Source organism: Veillonella sp. ZSJB6 (genome assembly GCF_051549505.1).
Lineage (GTDB): Bacteria > Bacillota > Negativicutes > Veillonellales > Veillonellaceae > Veillonella.
The window spans coordinates 483,492-502,254 of the sequence record NZ_JBPUGE010000001.1; the positions used below are offsets into that span (position 1 = coordinate 483,492).

The following is an 18,763-nucleotide window of genomic DNA, read 5'->3' on the forward strand; positions in this document are numbered from 1 at the left end:
GATTAATCCTTTTTGATACGTTCTACTTTTAACTCATTACCTGCAAGTAAACGTTTAATATTATCCCAATGTCGAATAATAACAAATAAAGCTGCCAAAGCGCCAAAGCCTACGAACCAATAAGATTCTCCTGTAAAATACATCAAAATTGGTACTAAAGCTGCCGCTATAATAGATCCTAGTGATACGAGTTTAGTAAAATAGACTATTACGCCCCATACCAAGAAGGCAATCAAAGCCACTAATGGTGATAAAGCAATTAGAACTCCTAGTCCTGTAGCTACCCCACGACCACCTTTAAAGCCTAAGAAAATAGACCAGTTATGACCCATCATAGCTAGGATACCACCTAAGATCATATACATAGGTCCATAAGAGGATAACAATACAACCCCAGCTGCCCCTTTTAAAGCATCACAGAGAAATACTGGTAATGCAGCTTTGAGACCTATAACACGATACGTATTAGTAGCACCAATATTTTTAGAACCGTATTGACGTACATCCGTATTAAAGAAGGTCTTACCAATAATCAGACCACTAGGAATTGAACCAATAACGTATGCCAACACGGCATATACAACAATCATAATATCCATTAGTCTTCATCATCCCGTTTCTTACCACGCAATACTAAACGAATTGGTGTTCCTTCAAAACCGAAGGACTCTCGTAATCTATTTTCTAAGAAACGCATATATGAGAAGTGAATTAATTCTGGTTCATTAACAAACAAAATAAATGTAGGTGGTTTAACACTAGCTTGCGTCATATAGTAAATTTTTGGAATTCTACCATTACGAGAAGGTACAGGATTTACTGTTTGAGCATCTTGTAATAATTGATTCAATGTACCTGTAGACACGCGACGATATTGTTGTTCAGATACAAACTTAAGCATATCTGCTAAACGGTGTATACGTTGTTTTGTAAGTGCAGAAGCAAATAGAATTGGAGCAAATTGCAAGAAACCTAATTCATCATAAATATCTTCAGTAAAGCGCAATGTTGTTTTGTCATCTTTTTCAATAAGATCCCATTTATTAACAACAATAATTACACCCTTGCCGGCTTCATAAGCATAACCAGCAATTTTCTTATCTTGTTCTGTAACTCCATCTTGAGCATCAAGAACAAGAACGACGATATCTGAACGGTCTACAGAGCGCAAGGAACGAACAATACTATATCGTTCAACAGCTTCTTCGATTTTAGACTTACGACGCATGCCTGCTGTATCGATAAGAACAAACTTTTGATCGCCATGAGTCCAATATGTATCGATAGAGTCACGTGTTGTGCCCGCTACATCTGATACAATTACACGGTCTTGACCCAATAAAGCATTAGTTAAAGAAGATTTGCCTACATTAGGACGACCAATAACTGCGACATGAATAGTATCTTCGTCATCAACATTTGTCCCAACTGGAGGGAAATGTTTAACCGTATCATCTAGTAAGTCACCTAAATTCATTAGATTTTTGGCGGAAATACCGATAGGATCACCTAAGCCAAGATTGTAGAATTCATAAATATTAGGTTCCTGATTAACACTGTCGATTTTATTAACAACTAATACTACAGGTTTACCGCTAGCTCGTAAGATATTAGCAACCTCTTCATCAGCAGGTACAATACCTTGTTTGCCATCTACAACAAATAAAATTACATCTGCCTCTTCAATAGCCAATTCAGCTTGTAATCGCATCATCTTAGGAATAACATGACTATTATCTGTAATAAATTCAATACCGCCAGTATCGATCATTGTAAATTCACGATTTAACCACTCTGCGTCAAAGTAAATACGATCCCGTGTTACACCAGGGATATCTTCAACGATAGAGATCCGTTTATTAACAATGGCATTAAAAAGTGTAGATTTCCCTACATTTGGACGACCTACAACGGCCACTAATGGTTTTGCCATGGTTTCACCTCATTATCTAATCTAATACATTACTATATTTTATCATATTCTACGTATAGTACGCAAAAAGGCTAACCAAGGAAACCTTGGTTAGCCTTTATATTAGACAATGAATTATTCAGCGTCTTCTGCAGTTTCTTTTGCTTCCATCAATTCAGTTAAAGCCAAGCCCAATTTCTTTTCATCTTTGTTAAGAGAAATGATTTTAACTTCAACTTCTTGACCGCGGTTTAAGTAATCTTCAACTTTCGCATTACGTTGTTTTGTAATTTGAGAAATGTGAAGTAAACCTTGGATGTCGTCGTTAACAGCTACGAATGCACCGTAAGCTACCAAACGAACAACTTTACCGTTGATAACATCGCCAACGTGCAATGTTTCTTCAGCTACGTCCCATGGGCTCTTAGATAAAGCTTTTAAGGACAAGGATAATTTGTTGCTTTCAGCGTCGAAGGATTGTAATTTAACTTCGATTTCTTGACCAACGGAAAGAACATCTTCCACTTTTTTGATTTTTTGCCAAGAAATGTCGGAAATGTGAAGTAAACCTTCAATACCGCCGATATCTACGAAAGCACCATAAGGCATGATTTTACGAACGATACCTTTATAGTTGTCGCCAACGTTGATGTTTTTCAATGCTTCAGCTAATTTAGCTTGACGTTCTACTTCCAATACTGCACGACGGGAAAGAACCAAACGGTTTTTCTTTTCGTCGATTTCAAGTACTTTAGCTTCGAATTCTGTACCAACCAAGTTGTCCAAGGATTTTACGAAATGAACATCACCTTGGGACAATGGAATGAAACCACGAAGGGATTTAACTGTTACTACCAAACCTGCTGGGATAGCATCAATACCTTTACATACGATAGCTTCATCTTTTTCTTGTGCTTCGATAACATATTGCCAATCTTCATCTTTAGCCAAGCGAGTCATGGAAAGATAAATAGGATTATCTTCTTTGATGTGGTTCATGATAACTGCTTTAATTTCATCACCATTTTTCAACACATCTTTGGCAGATTCTGGTGCTGGATAAGAAATTTCAGTTCTGTTCAAAATGGCTTCAGTTTTGTAGCCAAAAGATACATATGCGCGTTCATCTTCAACTTGAACTACTGTACCTTCTACAACGTTCCCTTTCTTAAATTCTTCTTGACCTTCTGCTGCTAATAATTCTGCAAAATCTTTCATTGTCTCAATGACCTCCTTAATAATCCAGTCGGGAGTCGATGCTCCTGCTGTAACTCCTACCGTCTGTACTCGGTTAAACCATTCCAGTTGTAATTCAGTAGAAGTTTCAATGTGATATGTTGTACATCCAACGTCACGACAAACCTCTGCCAATCGGTTTGTATTGCCGCTGTTCTTACCGCCTATCACTATCATAAGATCTACATTACGTGCTAAGTCAACGGCAGAGTTCTGTCGTTCTTGCGTTGCATTGCATATCGTTTTGAAAATCTTAAGATTCTTAGATTTTTTCTCTAATATCTCTATTATACTGTTAAATTTGAATTGTGAAAAGGTAGTTTGTACAACAACGCCCATTTTTTCCACAATTTGTAGTTTTTCAGCGGATTCTTCATCTTCGATGATTATTCCTTTATTATTTGCCCATAAATTGATACTTTTAACCTCAGGATGGTTTTTTTCGCCTAAAATCACCAATGTCATGCCATCTTCAATGACAGACTTAGCATCTTGTTGTGCTTTTTTTACATGAGGACATGTAGCATCTAAAATATGTAAGCCCTTTTCTTCGGCTTCAGCATAAATAGCAGGACCTACACCATGAGATCTAATAATCATAGTTCCTTCATCGATATCAGCAACCTCTTGAATGGGGCTTACACCTTTACTTTCTAAGCGCCCTACAACTTGAGGATTGTGAATGATAGGACCTAATGTATAACTTTTACCCTCGCTATTAGCAGCTTCATCAGCCATTTCAACAGCTCGTTTTACGCCATAGCAAAAGCCGTGGTTTTCAGCCAAAATTATTTCCATAAAGTCTCCTCTATACGATTTTCATGATACGAATCTATCATGCGTTGGATTTCACCTTTCACACGATCATTAACTTCTTTTATTGCTTCTGGTGTAGGCTTTGCTTTACTTACAGGAACTTGTTTACCAATAATACATGCGACTTGATTTTTCTTCATATTATGAGATCCAATAATCGCAACTGGTGTAATGCCAATACCCGTACGCAACGCAATGGATGCAGCTCCGTCATGGAATCTTCCAAGTTTTCCACTCTTTTGTCGATTCCCTTCGGCAAATATACCTAGCACCTTATTATCTTTCAATAAGCCTAATGCATGACGAATAGCTACTTTATCTATAGCTCCGCGGTTTAGAGGAAACGCACCAAGCCAAGTACAGAAAAATCGAGAAATAGGATTTACGAATAATTCCTGCTTTGCCATAAAGTGCACATGTCTTGGTAATGCATACCCACAAATTGGTGGATCATTATTACTCAAATGATTTGGTACAACAATAACGGGACCTTCCATAGGGAAGTTATCACGACCGTATACCTTTAATCCATATCCGACTTTATAACGCAACCAAAAGGCAGTACGCCAAAGCCATGTAGAAAATTTATTCATCTTAGATTCGCTCCTGTACTAGATGCAATATATATTTCACTGTTTCATCAAATGTCATATTACTAGAATCCACAACAATGGCATCCTCAACACATACAAGTGGAGATTCATCACGATTTTTATCCATTTCATCGCGACTTTCTACGTTCTTTTTAATGTCTTCTAATGGTTGCTCATTAGAAGTACCTTGAACTTCAAGCCATCTACGTTTAGCTCGTGCATCTACAGAAGCAGTTAAATATATTTTCAATTCTGCATTCGGTAATACAACAGAACCTATATCACGACCATCTAAAATAACACCACCAACAGCTGCCATTGCTTGTTGACGTTCAACTAAGTATTCACGTACTCCTTTATAAGAAGCAATGGTTGATACATTTTCATTGATTTGTTGTTGTCGAATTAAATCAGTTACATCTTGACCTTTTACATACACTTTACAAGCACTTGCCGTAGGCTCTAGTGTTAAATCTAATGAAGGGAGTAAAGCCTCAACCTCCTTTTGATTGTTAACATCTACATGACTATCAAGGACAGCCCATGTAACGCCTCGATACATAGCACCTGTATCAATATATAAATAACCTAATTCATTAGCCACTACTTTTGAAATACTACTTTTACCAGCCCCTGCAGGACCATCAATAGCAATGGCAATTTTTTTAGTATTCATAATAACCTCTATTCTTCATCACCATGTACAGCATGCATAGCCGCTACATAACCAGTGGAAAAAGCTGCTTGTAAATTATAGCCACCCGTAAAGGCATCAATATCCAAAACCTCACCGGCGCCATATAAACCTTTCACTAATTTAGATTCCATTGTTTTTGGACTAAATTCTTTTAACGAGATTCCCCCTGCTGTCACAATGGCTTCTGCCACCGGACGCAATTCTTTAACGGTTAATGTCATATGCTGTAATACATGACATAAACGCAAACGTTCTTCTTTTGTAATTTGATTAATTGGCTTACTAGGATCTAATTCAGCAAGCTTTATAACAATAGGAATAAGATTTACCGGCAGTAAATCCTTCATTCCATTAGACAATTGTTTCTTAGAATATAAATCAAAATCTTTTTGTAACCGCTTATCTAATACTTCTGCAGTTAATGCAGGCTTAAGATTTATTTCAATAGTAATTTGAGGATTTTTCTTACGCAATAATTTACCTACCGTATGACTTAACGACAAGATGGTAGGACCTGTAAGGCCGAAATGGGTAAACATCATTTCCCCAAATTGCTTGGCCTGTACCTTATTTTTAGAAATAACAGATACCTCAACATTACGAAGGCTAAGCCCCATAATATCTTTTACCCAAGACTCCTCAGTTACAATAGGTACTAAAGAAGGTCTAATATCTGTAATGGTATGCCCTATTTTCTTAGCTAAGGTATATCCATCACCAGTCGAACCTGTTAAAGGATAAGAAGCACCACCAGTACATATAATAGCAGCATCACAAGCATATTGTTCTTTATCTGTTGTGACACCCACTACTCGATTATCTTTTACAGTAATAGATGTAACAGGTTCATTTAAATGAACTTGAACATTATACTTTTTCAAGATTTTCATGAACGTATTGCGTACTTCTAGAGCGGAATCAGATTCAGGGAATACGCGTCCACCACGTTCTACCTTAGTTTTCAAACCCCAACTATGTAATAGTTCAAGCAAGTCTTCATTACTAAAGCGTTCATAAGCACCGTAGAGAAACTTGCCATTACCTGGCGTATTTTTAATAAACTCGGACATATCAGCATTATTTGTAATATTGCATCGACCTTTACCAGTAATGCCCATCTTCTTACCAACCATATTCATTTTTTCAAGTAATATGACACGAGCACCTTCACGACCTGCTATAACAGCCGCCATAAGACCTGCCGCACCACCACCAATGACTATGATTTGTTTCATTTCTTATCAGTCCCCAACGCTTTAAGTGCTTTAACCTCTCTAATAGTAAGTTGACGAGAAGCACCACGTTTTACACCGCCCAATGTGAGACCTGCATAAGCAATACGTTTTAAGTTATGAATGCGATACCCAAAGTGTTCAAACATACGACGAACTTGGCGATTACGACCTTCATGGATGGTAATCTCTACTTCATGAACACCGTTATGATCGTCAAAACCTAAGTCTACAATTGTAGCAGGTGCTGTCATTCCGTCTTCAAGTTTAACGCCATTGGCAATGACTTGTAAATCTTCATCACGAACGCGACCTTTAATGCGCACTTCATAGGTTTTTTCTACACCTTTAGATGGATGTGTTAAGTTTTGTGCTAACTCACCATCATTGGTAAGTAATAATAAACCTTCAGTATATAAATCGAGACGACCAATAGGATAAATGCGTTTAGATTCGTTTTTGATATAATCTAAAACAGTTTCTCGACCTTGAGGGTCAGATACAGATGTAATGACGCCCTTAGGCTTATTTAATAAATAATACACAGGCTTTTCTTGCGCCAATAATTGGCCATTAACCTTAACCTTATCTTTTTGAGGGTCGATTTTAACGCCCAGCTCAGTTACCTTGCGGCCATTAACTTGAACTTTCCCCTCCGTAATTAATTCTTCTGCCTTACGTCGTGATGCAACACCACAACTAGCAATAAATTTTTGTAATCGTTCCATATTATCCTTCTGTTTCTGAAACTTCTTGATGTAAAGCTTCAATAGATTCTACACCAGCACTTCTTAAAAACTCGTCGGTTGTGCCATAAAGAATAGGTCTACCTACAGTGTCTTTATGACCTAGCTCAGCAATAAGAGATCGAGTGAGTAATTGTTTAATAATCTTATCACTATTTACACCGCGGATTTCTTCAATTTCAGCTTTAGTTATAGGTTGTTTATAGGCTATAACAGCTAATGTTTCCATCGCTGCATTAGATAGTTTATCTTCTCGCTTACGTATATGACCTACATAATCAGCGCTTTCCATAGCGCTAACTAACTCAACACCAGCCCCTGATACTCTCAATCGGATACCTCGGTTTTGGTCTTCAAGCTCACGTTGTAATGTTTCTATATAGTCCTGTACTTCCTCTGTTGAAAGTCCGAATACTTCTCCAAGCATATCGATTGATATAGGCTTTGCCGATGAAAACAATACGGCCTCTAAATGCATTGTTGGTAAGCTCATATAGCCCCCTTTCTATACGGTACCTTCTAAGGCTGCAGTGAATACAATATCATCCTCTTCATAGCGCATTTCCATGATTTGTTGTTTCAACAATTCTAAAACAGCCATAAAGATCGTTACCATACCACTTTTTGTTTCAATTGCTACTAATAACTCTCTAAAGTGTAAACTTTCACCACGACGTATACGACTAGATAAAGACAGAATCATATCTTCTAAGCTATAACTGTCTTTTTCAACCTTTACTTCACGAATAGGTTCCTCTTCAGGTAATTCCTTAGCTCGCTTTAAGGTTTGATAAAAAATTTCGTATAATTGGGAAAGTTCTAAATTATATACATTATCTAATCCAAGTACGCTTGTTTCTTCAGGTCTACTAAATATATTGGCAGAAACAGCTGTACGCTCCATTAATAGAGCTGTAAAATCCTTGATTTTCTTAAACTCTACTAATTTTGCTACCAATTCATCACGTGGATCCTCAGCTTCATCTGGCTCAGGTTCAGCTTTAGGCAGTAACATACGCGATTTAATCTGCAATAAGGTAGATGCCATTACAAGAAACTCACTACTATAATGAATATCAAAGTGATTCCAATTATCTAAATATTCCAAGTATTGACTCGTAATTTCAACGATAGGAATATCGGTGATTTCTATTTTATGTTTTTCAATGAGATGTAAAAGTAAGTCTAAAGGACCTTCAAAAACATCTAACTTATAATTATAATCTCCCATAAACCCCAATCCTTAGAAAATATACTTTAACTATATAATTATAAAGCATTTATAGTAGTACTTTCAAATAATTGTTTTTTTTACAGTCATCTGCTATCTTTATTATAGTAATTATTATATATTATGAAAAAAATTTATTGTGTATTCCTACAAGAGGGGATTTATTATGTTATCTAGTTTAAAGCAAATTGGGAGAAACCCCATCTTTCGCTTTGGTATCATTGGTATTGTTTTATATATAGCTCTATTTTTCATCTATGAACCTATTACACTAGGACTAGATGTTGAAGATATAACGATTTTAGCAGTACCAACAATTGTAGGTACTTTTTTATTTCAATACTTTATGGGGTGTACCGTTTTTCATAGACCATTTTTAGGATATGGATTAGTTGGTATTCTTTGGGCTCTTACATTCCCACTCCTTTTCCACTGGTCCTATGTTAAGCCTTTATATTTCTATGAATTCGCTAATGACTTCTTATTTGGCCTACTCATTTTTATGGGCTTATCTGGAATTCAATTCTTACTAAATCAAACGAATCGCCTTCATAAAACCACATCATTAATCATGGCAATCATTACCATGATATTAAGTCTTATTCCATTCTTACAAATTGGATACTACTTAACTACATGGCATTGTTTAACGCCAGCTAGTTTACTAGCAGTATATATGACAAACCCTGAGGAAGCCTTTGGATTCTTAAAAAATGCTGCTGGTATTCCTGGTCTTATCGCTGTTGGTATCGGTCTAGTAGCTTGGACGTATCTACTCTACTGGTCTAATCTAGGAATGAAAGCAGTGGTAAACTTAAATACTACACGACCTATGCGCTCTACATTGCTAATTGCATCTATAGTAGCATTCTTAGTATATGTACCATTCTTCTTATTCCCTAAAACATGTATTGTAGCAAACTGGATTGCTGCTGGCGATTATGTAAAACAGATGCAACAATATAATGATAACCATCATTTAGTTTTCGATTCCTTTAATTTAGATACAAAGGAAACCTCTGCCAATAAAACACCAGGTACGATCATATTAGTAATTGGTGAGTCTAGTTCTCGTGATTATATGAAGGTTTATAATCCAAACTTCCCTTATGACGATACACCATGGCAAGGTAATATGCGCTCTGATAACAAAGATTTTGTGTTCTTTGATAACGCATATTCATCCTATGTACAAACAGTACCTACTCTAGAACGCGCTTTATCTGAACGCAATCAATATGATGATAAACCATTCCTTGATTCAGCAAACATCTTAGACGTAGCTAAAAAGGCTGGTTATACTACTTCTTGGTTTAGTAACCAAGGTGTATTTGGTGAATACGATACAGCCATTTCTCTAATGGCCAAAACAGCAGATACTACAAAATGGTCTCACGAATCATATGCATTCTCTGACCGCTATGATGAATCTTTATTGCCTTTATTACAATCTGTAGATCCTACGAAAAATAACTTTATTGTTATTCATATCATGGGGAGCCATATTTATTACAATGACCGTTACCCTCATGAGTTTAGTAAATGGAAACAAGGCCCGTATCCAGATGGCCAAGAAGCATATGCTAATAGCCAACTTTATACTGATTGGTTATTACAACAAATCTATACGTATGGTAAGGAAAAATTAAACTTACAAGCTATGGTCTATTTCTCTGACCACGGTGAAAGTTTAGATAAATCTCATAACCCAGATACATTTGACTTTGTTATGACTCACATTCCATTCTGGATTTATTTATCTCCTCAATATCGTGCAGCGTATCCTCAAACTGCAGAGGAACTTACTAAGCACGAACATCAATACTTTACAAATGATTTACTATATGACACATTAATCGGTCTTATGCATGCACCTAACCAACGTTATGATGCAACACGAGACTTCAGTAATGATAAGTATCGATTTAATTTACATAACCTTACTACCTTACTAGGGGAACAACCATTAACTAACGATCCTGTAAATGCAGGTAAATAATCTGGACTATTTCTTGTACTGAGTTAAGCATATTAATCTGTTATCAGTAAAGCATATAATTATGTAATAATAGCCAGTTAAGGTTATAGTAAAGTAATAAAAAACAAAAAGAGATGAGTTAAAACTCATCTCTTTTTTTGTCCTATTAATAGATCAATATCATCTTCTGTATACACTTCAATATTATTCTTTAATAGAGCCTCTACAGTGCATCCATGACCATCCCGTAGGGTTTTACTAAAGGTGCCATCGTAAATACGCTTATAGCCGCAACTAGGGCTTTTTGCTTTCATTAGAGCCCGATTACACCCATTTTGAAAAGCTATATCTAATGTATTCTGAGCGCCTATAAGGAATTCTTTAGTTACATCAGTCCCATTAGCCGTACATATACGTTCTCCTTGTCGCTCTGCAGGATCACGCGGTGTACTAAGTCCACCTAATACTTCTGGACATACAGGTACTAAATCAAACATTTCTTTTAACAATGGTAATTTCCCTATATAATTATCTTTTCCATCATAACGACATGATACGCCGCATAGACATTCACTAATTAGCAATTTAGGTTTCTTATTCATAGTATTATTTAATATGTAGTATTAAAACTTAATTTACATAAGAAAAAAAGACTAACCGAAGTTAGTCTTAATTGGTGCCGAGGACCGGAATCGAACCGGTACGGTTGTTTCCAACCGACGGATTTTAAGTCCGTTGCGTCTGCCTGTTCCGCCACCCCGGCATGGGTAACGTTTGTGGAGGCGGCACCCAGAATCGAACTGGGGAATAAAGGTTTTGCAGACCTCTGCCTTACCGCTTGGCTATGCCGCCATATAAAGTTGGAGCGGGAAACGAGATTCGAACTCGCGACCCCCGCCTTGGCAAGGCGGTGCTCTACCGCTGAGCTATTCCCGCATGTACATGGTGCCTCAGGACAGAATCGAACTGTCGACACACGGATTTTCAGTCCGTTGCTCTACCAACTGAGCTACCGAGGCATGAATGGCGACCCCGATCAGATTTGAACTGACGATCTTCGCCGTGACAGGGCGACATGTTAACCGCTACACCACGGGGCCGTATCCAAAGTACTTGCTTAGTATATCGGTTATCAGTACTTTTGTCAACACTATCCTACAATATTTTTGATGAATTCTTCTTCATCTTTTAATGTTGTGGATTCTTTATGTCCTGGGTCGATTATTAAATCCTTAGACAAAGTTAATATATACTTCAAACTATTAATCAAATCTTCTGGATTACTATTATAATTGTCAGTATTCCCTACATTTTGTTTGAATACAGTATCCCCTGAAAATAGATGTCCTTCAATTTCAAAACAAACAGAACCAGCACTATGCCCAGGTGTGTGATGGACAATAACTTCAAAGGGTCCTAATTGTAGTTTACCTATTACTAAATCGTTACAATTAGTATACATTTTCTTCTTGTAAACACTTGGTCTGCGACGAATTAATTGTAACAATTCTTGATCTAAAGGATGTAAATAAGCAGGAATATTATAATGCTCACATACCTCATCAAGAGCTGACACATGGTCACAATGACCATGTGTTAATAGAACTGCTATTGGTTCAGAATCCCCTACCATTTCAATGATATGCTTACTATGAAATCCAGGATCAATTATTAAAGATTTACCCTCTTTAACAAGTACGTAGCAATTCGCTTTATAAAGCCCTAGAGGGCGTTTTATAATATTCATATTATTCGCCCCCTATAAAATACGATACCGCTTGGAAGATTGTTTTTTTATAAAATACCCTTCCCAGAATTGAGGATGAAGCATAACAAGAATGGTAAATAATTCTAAACGCCCCAATATCATATCAACAATAGCTATACATTTTGCTGAGTCAGGCATAGCACCAAAGGAATCAGTGGGACCGAATCCACCAAAACCAAGGCCAACATTACTTAAGAATGCTGTTATCACTTGCATAGAATCATATGTGGATAAACCAGTGCAAGTCATCAAAAAGACAGAAACAACATAAATCATTAAGTATAAAAATAAAAATTGTTGTGTCATTTGAATCCACTTGGTAGGCATTGGTTTACCATTGATGCGTACAACTTGAACCATATCTGGATGAATCGATTTACGCAGATAAATGATACTACTTTTAATTAAAATAATGAGACGTATAATTTTAACGCCCCCTGTGGTAGAACCACTACAACCACCAAAAAATGATGAAATAAAGAGCATCATCTGAGCTGCAGCAGGCCATAAATCATAATCGCTAACAGCAAATCCACTACCAGTTTGAATCGATACAAGATTGAAGGACGCATCCCTAATAATTTGTATTGGATCATTTATAGTAGATTGTAAGGCTAATGATAATCCAATAATTATAATGCCTATTAGAATTACAAGCCAATACATGCGTGTTTCAAAATCATCAATTAAAATACGAATCCCTTTATGAAGAGCATTATAGTATACAGAAAAATTTCCGCCTGCTAATATCATAAAGAATATAAATACAAAGCAAATATAGTTATTCTGCTCATAAACAAACGTACCAGCTGATGTAGGTGTAAAACCACCTGTAGATATAATAGAAAATGCATAATTAAGTGCATCAAATGGTTCGATTCCACCCGCCCATAGCATGAGGAAACAAACTCCAGTGAACACAATATATAACCGCCAAAGTTTTGTAGCCATTGATTGAATACGAGGCATAACTACACCTGGTTTTGGTACCGAAGCTTCTGCATTAAACATATGAGCTGCGTCAGCACCAAGATTTTTTAAGAAGGATAAAATAAGGACGATAATACCCATCCCACCAATCCAGTGCATAAGTCCACGCCATAATACAAATGTATTCGGTAAATCATCTACACTATTAATAATAGTAGCACCAGTTGCAGTAATCCCAGATGTAGCTTCAAACAGCGCATCAAATACATTGACTAAAATACCACTACCAAGAAATGGTAAGGAGCCTAAGATAACGGTTAATATCCATGTAGCTGATACTACTAAAAACCCATCGCGAAGACTAAAGCTTTGACTTTCTTTGCCATAATAAGATAAAAGTCCACCTAAGCCGAATGAAATACCGGTGGTAATCAAAAATGACCAATATGCAGTTTCAAATACGACACCATATATAAAGGGTATCAATGTAAAAATCCCAAATATATATAATAGCCGCCCCACTAAGGACATGACAATTTGAATGCGCATAGTCCCTCCAAACTAGGTTAGATATTTAAGTAATTTACTTACTGATTCAGGTAACGCAAAGAGAACAATGTGATCTCCATCTAAAATCTCAGTATTACCACGTGGCACAATGGCTTCATCACCACGCAAAATAACACCTACTAAAGCCTTCCCTGGTAAACGTATATCTTTCAATTGTTTACCGGCTACAGGTGATTCACTTGTAATAGCAACCTCAATAGATTCCGCTTTTCCACCTTCAAAGGTAGAGATTGATAAAACACCTTCTCCGCTTCGAACAAAACGTAAAATTTGACTAGCTGTAAATAAACGTGGAGAGAATACGACATCAATGCCTACTTGTTCCATAAGCATAATGTATTCAGGTCGCCCTACACGTACTACAGTCTTAGGGATCCCCATATGCTTACCTACAAGAGCAACTAATAGATTGAGTTTATCATCATCTGTAAGTGCAATAATAACATCACTATCAGCAATTTCTTCTGCTTCTAAGAGATCGAAATCCGTAGCATCCCCATTAATAACAATTGTCTTATCCACAAGGTTTGCTAGCTGTTCACAACGGTCAAAATTCTTTTCAATAACTTTAACCGAAAATCCAGCTTGCTCCAAAAGGACCGTTAAATTTCTACCTAAAAGGCCAGCTCCAATGATAACAGCTCTTTTATAGAATGTATTATGATTATGGAACCAAAGACTTTCTACCTCTTCAACGGCATCTTTCAAGCCTAAAAAGAATACACTATCATCAGGCTGTAGAATACTTTCACCATGAGGAATAATCATTTCACCATAGCGTAAAACACCTACTAGTAAAACACCTTCAGGGAATTGGATTTCTTTTAAAGGTTGTCCTATTAATGGAATATCATCTGTAATCTTAAATTCCATGAGGCGCACAGCGCCTTGACCAAAGTCCTCAACATCAATAGCTGAAGGCGTTTCTAAAATTTGTAAAAGCTCTTGAGCCGTAACCATTTCAGGATTAATGAACAAATCTACGCCTAATTTGGCACGCATCTCATCATCCATATGTTCTGCTACAGTATTATCCCGAACACGAGCAATCGTTGTAGGAACACCTGTCATTTTAGCTACAGCACAGGATAGCATATTTACTTCATCAGAATCGGTAACAGCAATAAACATTCCTACATCTTCCATACCGATTTCATTGAGCAATTGTATATCACTGCCGTTACCTTGAACAAGGCTAACATCTAAGGTATTTTCAAGATTTTGTATGCGTTCTGATGACCGATCGATAACGTACACATCATGATCATCTTGTATCAGGCGTTGTGCCAAGGAATAGCCAACCTTACCAGCACCTACAATGACAATTTTCATCGTCTTTATTCCTCTTCTTGTGATTCATTACTAACAGGAGGTGTCCATTGACGGCCTATTTCAGTTAATAATGTCCAACCATCATCTTGAACAATCTTTTTCTCTTTCATCAAATGCCCTAAAGCACGTTTAAACGCGGCTTTGCTGATGTTAAACTTATCTTTAATCAACATAGCAGAAGATTCATCACTATACGGCATCTTACCACCACGGTTAAGAAGATATTCCATAATAATATCTCCATCAGATATGAGGGCCTTTTCCTTGGTAGGGCGCATGGATACATTGATTCGGCCATCATCACGTTTAAAGGTAACGCGACCTTCAACCATCTCCCCAACCTTTAGTTTTCTCGTCATTTCTGAGCGATGTAAAAAGGCTATCCATCGTTCTGGAGTAATAAAGAATGCCCCATCACTAGTTAAGTTATAAATAGCACCCTTAACTAGTTGTCCTACCTTAGCCTCTGTAGCGGCCTTAGAAGCACGACGCATTTCATCATCTACATCCATAGATACTGCAAATCGACCAGATTTATCAGTATATAGGCGAACCCAAACCTTTTCACCAACTTGAGGACGTCCACGCATCTCAGCATGTGGCATAAAGATACCACGCTCAGTGCCAACCTCAACGAAACAGCCAAAGTTTGTAGTGTTGATTACCTCAACATAGCCAATTTGACCTACCTTCATCGCAGGTAAACGCATAGACGCAGTTAAACGTCCTTTTGGATCGCGATATAAAAATACCTCTACCTCATCACCAATAGCAACTGGAGATGTTTGTTGATCCTTATGAAGCAAAATATCATCATTTGTATTGCCTGTTTGACCATCTAGAAAGGCCCCTTGGTCACTAGTACGCAATACTTTTAATGTGGCAATTGTATTTTCCAACAATTCTGTAGCCATATTATACTCCTTCAAATGGAACTCGAACTGCATCATTCCACAACTCTTCTAAACCGTAGAATTCACGCAATTCATCACCACCAAAGACATGACAAATAACATCGCCAAAATCAAGTAAAATCCATTCCCCTTCACGGTAACCTTCTCTGTGGTTGACTGTCATGCCCAATTCTGCTGCTTTATCTTCCATTTCATCAGCAATACTTTGAGATTGCTTGATATTATTCGCACTAGCAATTAGGAAGTAATCACCTAACATAGATACACCTTCTAAATCGAGGATTTCAATATCTCTACCTTTTTTATCGAAAGCAGCTTGTGCTAATTGTAATACGATTTCTTTAATTTCTTCTTTATTTTTCATACTATTCCCCTTTTACCGTTTTTTACTACTCTCATCACCAGGTTCTGTTGGCTTTGTAATAGTCCCACCATTATGTTCTGATTCAGGCGCAACCTTGGCTGTACTATTAGTTGGAGCTGTTACAAATTGTGTCATTTCATTAGCTGGTAAATTTCCCATCGTAATGCCTACTAATCGTTGTGCTTCCGTAGGATTTACCTTCCAATATGTCATATCTCCTACTAGCTCTTTTTCTCCAGGAAGAATGTAGAAATGGATTTCTTCCTTATTGATTTTGCTAGCATTATACACAAGCTTAATAGCATCTAAAGTAGAAATATTGCTATCATAATGATCCCAAATACGCCAAATATGCCATGCATTTGTTAAGAAGAATGCATTATGCTCTTCTTCTACCCATAGTTTTAAAAAGCGTTCTTGTCGTTGTACACGTGTAAATGTATCATGTTTTGGATCAGAATATCTTAAATAAGCCAATGCTTTATCACTATCTAATGTTTGATAGCCTCGTTGCAAATCGATATCTTTATTTCCGTCTGCATCCACGTGTTCCATATTTTGTTCTACATAGATTTGTTGATTTCCTAATACATCATTCGTTTTTTTGAAAGCATTTTGGTTAACGACAACATAATATGGTATAGAAATATGGAACATATCTTCAATAACAGCTTTTGTTAAATCAATACCACCTTTTTCATAGATGCTATTGAGCATTGTTGCATCAGTCTGATCTCTGTTATCAATTTTACTATTACTAGGGATGCCAATAACATCCATAGTCTTTTGATCTAAATTAATAGACAACAAGAATAAGCTATCACTTTGACTTGGATTATTATCATCAGTACCGACAACAAGAATATATAACGGTTTATCTAAGCCTTTTTGCTCTACAGATACAGTATTACCATCTTGTTTATTTCCATTATCTCCAGATGCATCAGTTGATTCGGTAGTACCTACAATAGCTCTATATGCATAAGATACACCAGTATACAAACCGTATCCTATACCGCCAAGTAATGCTACTAGTACAATAATAGCTAATATAATTCTAGGCCATTTAACAGATGACTTTTGTTGACGTCTTCTTCTTCGACGGCGAGCTCTTGCTCGTTCACGTTCTTCCATATATAAACTCCATTATTTACAAGATTGTAACACATCATTACGACCAAGAATGGTCAAAGGATAAATAGATTGTTTTTGCTCAATAAGATGAATAATAGTGTTATCAAAACCAAGCAATACAGCTTTATCTAAATTTTGATCCGCTACTTTACGCAATTCATCAACACCTGGAAAATCTCGATTAGGTTCTATATAGTCTGCTAAGAATATAACTTTATCTAGTTTAGACATATGTACCTTACCAGTCGTATGAACCCTAATGGCTTCCAAAACCTCATTATCAGATATGGAAAATTCTTGTTTAGCACGAATCATACCGGCTAGTCCATGTAAAAGATTACCATTGCTTAATAATTCTTGATCAGCCTCATAAGATTCAGCACTAACTAGCTTTTGCATTTCCTTCAGCGAAAGCTCCTTTGCGCAATCATGCAACAATGCGGCTAATCTAGCCTTTTCCACATCAACGCCATAAAGCTCAGCTAAATGAGTGGCTGATTCAACAACGCCAAGAGTATGCTTAAAACGTTTTTTACTCAACCATTGACTCACGCTAACTTGTATTTCATCAAATGATAACATCCTTTATTCCTTCCCATAAATATGGTTTTCTTCTATATACTCCACTACACATTTAGGCAACATGTACCGAACAGTTTTTCCAGAACGTAACCGCTCTCGCAAATACGTAGCAGATAATTTCATCTCAGGAACCTCCATAAGATGTATTTTTTCTCGTGCTTTTGGTCCTAAAATATCTAATGTTTCATCAATAGCACTAGATCCATCAGGTCTTGTAGCGCCAATAAAGTGGACCTCATCTAATAATTCCTCAATAAATTTCCACGTTGGCAACGCACGAATTGTATCGGTTCCAGCTATAAAGTAAAATTCAACATTTGGTCCATAGATCACCTTAAAATGTTGAATCGTATCAACTGTATACGAAGGGCCTTCTCGACGCATTTCTACATCAGAAATTTCAAAATTTGGATTATCTGACACAGCCGCTGCTGTCATAGCATATCGATGATGGCTATCTATTACATCATGTTGCTTATGAGGTGGTATCCGTGCTGGCACAAAAATAACCTTCTCAAGGTTAAAACTTTCACAAGCCACTTCAGCAATCATTAGATGCCCTAAATGGATAGGATTAAATGTTCCACCTATGATACCTATACGACGTTTCTCTACCATAATAATGTCACACCCTTAATGACAATGACACAAATAATGATAAATAAGAGCAGTGCTGTTCCATAGGATATCCATTCGTATCGACCTTTTGGGGTATGAATATATCTGTA

At 36.8% G+C, this 18,763-nt stretch carries 19 protein-coding genes and 5 tRNA genes; 1 reads left to right on the forward strand and 23 read right to left on the reverse strand.

What is annotated here, in order from left to right; genetic code table 11:
- Positions 1-2: 2 nt before the first annotated feature.
- The 9 genes from plsY to ACSV5T_RS02300 all read right to left on the reverse strand — a co-directional run bounded on the left by plsY (position 3) and on the right by ACSV5T_RS02300 (position 8,463).
- Positions 3-599: a glycerol-3-phosphate 1-O-acyltransferase PlsY gene (plsY, locus tag ACSV5T_RS02260; RefSeq protein ID WP_438320185.1), complete on the reverse strand. Its 597-nt coding sequence runs from the start codon at positions 597-599 to the stop codon at positions 3-5.
- Positions 599-1,933: a ribosome biogenesis GTPase Der gene (der, locus tag ACSV5T_RS02265; protein WP_005386761.1), complete on the reverse strand. Its 1,335-nt coding sequence runs from the start codon at positions 1,931-1,933 to the stop codon at positions 599-601. The genes plsY and der overlap by 1 nt, the downstream gene beginning before the upstream one ends.
- 114 nt (positions 1,934-2,047) lie before the next feature.
- Positions 2,048-3,946: a bifunctional 4-hydroxy-3-methylbut-2-enyl diphosphate reductase/30S ribosomal protein S1 gene (locus ACSV5T_RS02270; protein ID WP_295868950.1), complete on the reverse strand. Its 1,899-nt coding sequence runs from the start codon at positions 3,944-3,946 to the stop codon at positions 2,048-2,050.
- Complete coding sequence (locus ACSV5T_RS02275) at positions 3,937-4,557, reverse strand: lysophospholipid acyltransferase family protein (RefSeq protein WP_105089128.1); 621 nt, start codon at positions 4,555-4,557, stop codon at positions 3,937-3,939. Before ACSV5T_RS02275 ends, ACSV5T_RS02270 begins: the two co-directional genes overlap by 10 nt.
- Before the next feature lies 1 nt (position 4,558).
- Positions 4,559-5,233 carry a (d)CMP kinase gene (gene cmk, locus ACSV5T_RS02280; protein WP_438320186.1) on the reverse strand — a complete coding sequence of 225 codons (675 nt, stop codon included), beginning with the start codon at positions 5,231-5,233 and terminating at the stop codon, positions 4,559-4,561.
- Positions 5,234-5,241: 8 nt separating this feature from the next.
- On the reverse strand, positions 5,242-6,489 hold the full coding sequence (locus ACSV5T_RS02285; RefSeq protein WP_438320187.1) for an NAD(P)/FAD-dependent oxidoreductase: 1,248 nt from the start codon (positions 6,487-6,489) through the stop codon (positions 5,242-5,244).
- Positions 6,486-7,214, reverse strand: coding sequence for a pseudouridine synthase (locus ACSV5T_RS02290; RefSeq protein WP_005386768.1), 729 nt, complete (start codon positions 7,212-7,214; stop codon positions 6,486-6,488). Before ACSV5T_RS02290 ends, ACSV5T_RS02285 begins: the two co-directional genes overlap by 4 nt.
- 1 nt (position 7,215) lies before the next feature.
- A complete protein-coding gene (scpB, locus tag ACSV5T_RS02295) occupies positions 7,216-7,725 on the reverse strand; it encodes an SMC-Scp complex subunit ScpB (protein ID WP_295805256.1) in 510 nt (169 codons plus the stop codon).
- Positions 7,726-7,737: 12 nt separating this feature from the next.
- Positions 7,738-8,463, reverse strand: a complete 726-nt coding sequence (locus tag ACSV5T_RS02300; RefSeq protein WP_105089124.1) for a segregation and condensation protein A — start codon at positions 8,461-8,463, stop codon at positions 7,738-7,740.
- A 166-nt stretch (positions 8,464-8,629) separates the two neighbouring features.
- Here ACSV5T_RS02300 and ACSV5T_RS02305 point away from each other — a divergent pair, with 166 nt between their 5' ends.
- Positions 8,630-10,462, forward strand: coding sequence for a phosphoethanolamine transferase (locus ACSV5T_RS02305; protein ID WP_438320189.1), 1,833 nt, complete (start codon positions 8,630-8,632; stop codon positions 10,460-10,462).
- Between the two features lie 125 nt (positions 10,463-10,587).
- Here ACSV5T_RS02305 and ACSV5T_RS02310 read toward each other — a convergent pair whose 3' ends face one another.
- The 14 genes from ACSV5T_RS02310 to nadD form a co-directional block, all read right to left on the reverse strand.
- Positions 10,588-11,043, reverse strand: a complete 456-nt coding sequence (locus ACSV5T_RS02310) for a DUF523 domain-containing protein (protein WP_325191852.1) — start codon at positions 11,041-11,043, stop codon at positions 10,588-10,590.
- Positions 11,044-11,115: 72 nt separating this feature from the next.
- A tRNA-Leu gene (locus tag ACSV5T_RS02315) sits at positions 11,116-11,204 on the reverse strand.
- Positions 11,205-11,218: 14 nt separating this feature from the next.
- Positions 11,219-11,293: transfer RNA gene (locus ACSV5T_RS02320), tRNA-Cys, on the reverse strand.
- A 9-nt stretch (positions 11,294-11,302) separates the two neighbouring features.
- Positions 11,303-11,377, reverse strand: a tRNA-Gly gene (locus tag ACSV5T_RS02325).
- Between the two features lie 7 nt (positions 11,378-11,384).
- Positions 11,385-11,460 (reverse strand) — tRNA-Phe (locus tag ACSV5T_RS02330).
- 5 nt (positions 11,461-11,465) lie between these two features.
- Positions 11,466-11,541 (reverse strand) — tRNA-Asp (locus tag ACSV5T_RS02335).
- 50 nt (positions 11,542-11,591) lie between these two features.
- Positions 11,592-12,188: an MBL fold metallo-hydrolase gene (locus ACSV5T_RS02340; protein ID WP_295793409.1), complete on the reverse strand. Its 597-nt coding sequence runs from the start codon at positions 12,186-12,188 to the stop codon at positions 11,592-11,594.
- Between the two features lie 12 nt (positions 12,189-12,200).
- Positions 12,201-13,688 (reverse strand): TrkH family potassium uptake protein, encoded by a 1,488-nt coding sequence (locus tag ACSV5T_RS02345; protein WP_105089120.1) that lies wholly within the window; start codon positions 13,686-13,688, stop codon positions 12,201-12,203.
- A 12-nt stretch (positions 13,689-13,700) separates the two neighbouring features.
- A complete protein-coding gene (gene trkA, locus ACSV5T_RS02350; RefSeq protein WP_438320190.1) occupies positions 13,701-15,041 on the reverse strand; it encodes a Trk system potassium transporter TrkA in 1,341 nt (446 codons plus the stop codon).
- Between the two features lie 5 nt (positions 15,042-15,046).
- Positions 15,047-15,955, reverse strand: a complete 909-nt coding sequence (locus tag ACSV5T_RS02355; protein WP_039969222.1) for a CvfB family protein — start codon at positions 15,953-15,955, stop codon at positions 15,047-15,049.
- Between the two features lies 1 nt (position 15,956).
- Positions 15,957-16,319, reverse strand: coding sequence for a ribosome silencing factor (rsfS, locus tag ACSV5T_RS02360; RefSeq protein WP_005386808.1), 363 nt, complete (start codon positions 16,317-16,319; stop codon positions 15,957-15,959).
- 12 nt (positions 16,320-16,331) lie between these two features.
- Complete coding sequence (locus ACSV5T_RS02365) at positions 16,332-17,453, reverse strand: LCP family protein (protein ID WP_005386809.1); 1,122 nt, start codon at positions 17,451-17,453, stop codon at positions 16,332-16,334.
- A 12-nt stretch (positions 17,454-17,465) separates the two neighbouring features.
- Complete coding sequence (gene yqeK / locus ACSV5T_RS02370; protein ID WP_005386810.1) at positions 17,466-18,035, reverse strand: bis(5'-nucleosyl)-tetraphosphatase (symmetrical) YqeK; 570 nt, start codon at positions 18,033-18,035, stop codon at positions 17,466-17,468.
- A 3-nt stretch (positions 18,036-18,038) separates the two neighbouring features.
- Positions 18,039-18,653 (reverse strand): nicotinate-nucleotide adenylyltransferase, encoded by a 615-nt coding sequence (gene nadD, locus ACSV5T_RS02375; RefSeq protein WP_119206729.1) that lies wholly within the window; start codon positions 18,651-18,653, stop codon positions 18,039-18,041.
- Positions 18,654-18,763 lie beyond the last annotated feature (110 nt).